The 3,007-nt window shown below is 69.3% G+C and carries 3 protein-coding genes; 2 read left to right on the top strand and 1 reads right to left on the bottom strand.

Translation table 11 applies throughout. The annotated features are described in order from the left end of the window. Together AC1D01_RS27730 and AC1D01_RS27725 are read left to right on the top strand one after the other, a co-directional pair. Window positions 1-728, top strand: a 728-nt coding sequence (locus AC1D01_RS27730) for an SDR family oxidoreductase (protein ID WP_477872133.1), incomplete at its 5' end; no start/stop codon positions are given. Window positions 729-913: 185 nt separating this feature from the next. Next, complete coding sequence (locus AC1D01_RS27725) at window positions 914-1,366, top strand: nuclear transport factor 2 family protein (protein WP_477872135.1); 453 nt, start codon at window positions 914-916, stop codon at window positions 1,364-1,366. A gap of 237 nt (window positions 1,367-1,603) precedes the next feature. Here AC1D01_RS27725 and AC1D01_RS27720 read toward each other — a convergent pair. Then, window positions 1,604-3,007: serine hydrolase domain-containing protein (locus AC1D01_RS27720; protein WP_477872131.1), on the bottom strand; the 1,404-nt coding region annotated here is incomplete at its 5' end.

Here is a 3,007-nt window from a genome sequence, read left to right as displayed (position 1 = left end):
AGGTCGAATCCCTGGGCGCGGCCACCTTCGAGCGCTTCGGCGCACCGACCTTCGTCTTCAACAACGCCGGCGTCGGGGCCGGCGGCCTGATCTGGGAACACTCGCTGAAGGACTGGGAGTGGGTCGTCGGCGTCAACCTGATGGGCGTGGCGCACGGCGTGCGGGTCTTCACGCCGATGATGCTCGAGGCCGCCCGCAAGGATCCGGCGTGGCGGGGCCACATCGTCAACACCGCGTCGATGGCCGGCATGGTGTGCGCGCCCAACATGGGCGTCTACAACGTGACCAAGCATGCGGTCGTCGCGCTCAGCGAGACGCTCTACCAGGACCTGCGCCTCGTCACCGACCAGGTGAGCGCCTCGGTGCTGTGCCCGTTCTTCGTGCCCACCGGCATCCACCAGAGCCACCGCAACCGGCCGGCCGACCTGCGCGACGGGGCCGTGAAGCCCACCAAGAGCCAGCTGATCGCGCAGGCGATGAGCAACAAGGCGGTGACCAGCGGCAAGCTCAGCGCCGCCGACGTGGCGCAGATGGTGTTCGATGCGATCACCCACGACCGCTTCTACATCTTCAGCCACCCGAAGAGCCTGGCCAGCGTGCAGACGCGGCTCGAAGACATCATGACGCCGCGCAACCCGACCGATCCGTTCGCGCAGAAGCCGGAGCTGGGGGAGGAGTTGAAGGCGGCGCTGCGCACGGTGTTCAGTCCGGCGGGCGGCCCGCAATGACCTGACTCGTCATACAAGTTCCCTCACCGGAGTCCGCGCAGGCGCCATCGCGATCCCCGATACCCAGGGCTAACCCGCATGGCAGCGGGCACATCGCTCTCCTCATAATGCGGCCCGTTTCATAGTTGTACGATGACGTACGACATCCGATCCGGCCTCATGACCCCCTGAAGGAGACGACGATGATGAAGATCAAGACCATGCTTGGCGTGCTGGCCGGCAGCCTGGCGCTGTGCGCCTGTTCGGTGATGCCCGCCAGCAGCGGTGGCGCGAACGATTCAGCCGTGGCCGCGGCCGAGAAGCTGCGCGTCGCGATGGTCGACCCCGACCAGGCGGTGCTGAGCTCGCTGGTGGCCGATGAGCTGAGCTACGGCCACTCGGGCGGCAGGATCGACACCAAGGCGAGCTTCATTGGCGACCTGGTGGCCGGCAACTCCGACTTCGTGAGCATCGACATCAGCGACCAGACGGTCAAGGTGGCGCAGGACGTCACGATCATCCGCCACACGCTGGTGGCCAAGACCAACGACCGCGGCGTGGCCGGCAACGTCAAGCTGCACGTGCTGCAGGTGTGGCAGCGCCAGGGCGGGGCGTGGAAGCTGCTGGCCCGCCAGGCGGTGCGTCCGCCGGCGACCTGACAGTTGCCYCAGGGTCGCGCGCCGACCCTGTCATCCACCCACTTCAGGCCGGCCTGCCTCGCGTGCAGGGCGGCCTGTTCTGCTTCTGCGAACACCATCGAGCCCACGTCGACGCTGAACTGGTCGCGGTGCGCACCGAAGCTGTGGACCACCTGCAGCCGCGCGGCGAAACCGCCACCGGCGGAGGGGCGCGGCGTGAAGTCGAGATCATGGCCGCGGTAGGTTTCGCGGCAGGCTTCAGGCATCGACATCTTCCATTGCGCTGTCGGGAGACCCGCCTTCCCGGGCCGACAACTCCTTCGCGACCCGCCGCTCCGGCAGCATCTTCGTCCCGCCCAGCCAGAACTCGCTGGCCTTGCCGCGGGCGTCATGCCGCAGGCGCACCGTCTCGCCATGGTTGCCGAAGGCTCCGGYCAGCGTGATGCGGCCGCGCTCGCGGCTGTCGGGCACGAACTCGGTGGCGTCCAGCATCGGATTGGCGAGGGCCGGGTTCGCGATCAGCACCTTGCCGTCCATCGGCAGCAGGTCGCTCGCACCCCACAGCGTCCACCAGCGCCCCGACCACGCCGCCGCTCGCTTCGACGGCGCGCCGTGCACCGCATGGGCGCGCAGCACCTGCAGCGCGCCATCGACCCACACGTTCGACATGCCGTCGGCCGCGTTGGTCAGCACCGTGACCGTGAGGCCTTGCGCCGGCACGCAGGCGGTGCGCGTCAGCGTGCCCTGGAAGCCGCCGGTGTGGCCGAACCATTCCCAATCCGCCACCGAGCCGCACATCGTGCCCAGGCCGTAGCTGCGGTTGAGGCTGGAATGCGGGTCGGGCCATTGCCGGTGCCACATCAGGCGGCGGCTCGCCTTGCCGATCGGGCTGCGCTTCGCCTGCGGCGACAGGCTGCCGAAGAAGCGCGCCAGGTCGTCCGCGGTGCTGACGAAGCCGGTGGCCGAGGCCAGCGCGTTCGTCGGGTTGTCGCCGGCGATCACCACGCGCCGGCCCAGCGGCCACTTCGCGCTGTGGCCGTTGGCGAAGGGCTGGGCGTCGTCGATCGGCGCATCGGGCGAGGTGGCCGCAAGGCCTGCCGGTGCGATGACCTCGCGCCGCATCCAGTCGACATAAGGCTCGCCGGTGACGGCTTCGATCGCCAGGCCCAGCAGCCCGTAGCCGTGGTTCGAATACTTCAGCCGGGTGCTGGCATCGATCACCAGCCCGTCGGCCAGGTCGGCGCGCAGCGCGGCCTCGTCGAGGAAGGGGCGCCTGTCCTGCCATTGACCGGCGTCGCTGCCGTCGCGCACCAGGCCCGCGGTGTGCGACAACAGTTGCGCCAGCGTGGCAGCCGCCACGTCGCGGTGCAGGCCGTCCACGTGCCGGCCGATGCGGTCGTCGAGCTGCAGGCGCCCGGCCTCGCGCAGCTTCATGATCGCGACCGTGGTGAAGGTCTTCGAGTGCGAGGCCACGCGAAAGCGGTGCTGCGGCGTGAGCGCCGTGCCCTGCGCGAGGTTCGCGTACCCGAAGGCGTGTTCGAACACCAGCTTGCCGTCGTGCGCCACCGCGATCGCGCAGCCGGGTTGCTCGCTGACACGCATCTGGTGTTCCAGCCAGCGCGGAAGGTAGTCCAGCGCCRCACCCAACCATCGCTTCATCGG

Source organism: Rhizobacter sp. P3_B12 (assembly GCF_056402895.1).
Note: the sequence above shows the minus strand (reverse complement) of the source record. Positions and strands in the feature narration are given on the sequence as shown.

Excerpts from the sequence above, each read along its gene's own strand:
- AC1D01_RS27725 (WP_477872135.1), top strand. The coding sequence starts at position 914 with ATGAAGATCAAGACCATGCTTGGCGTGCTGGCCGGCAGCCTGGCGCTG.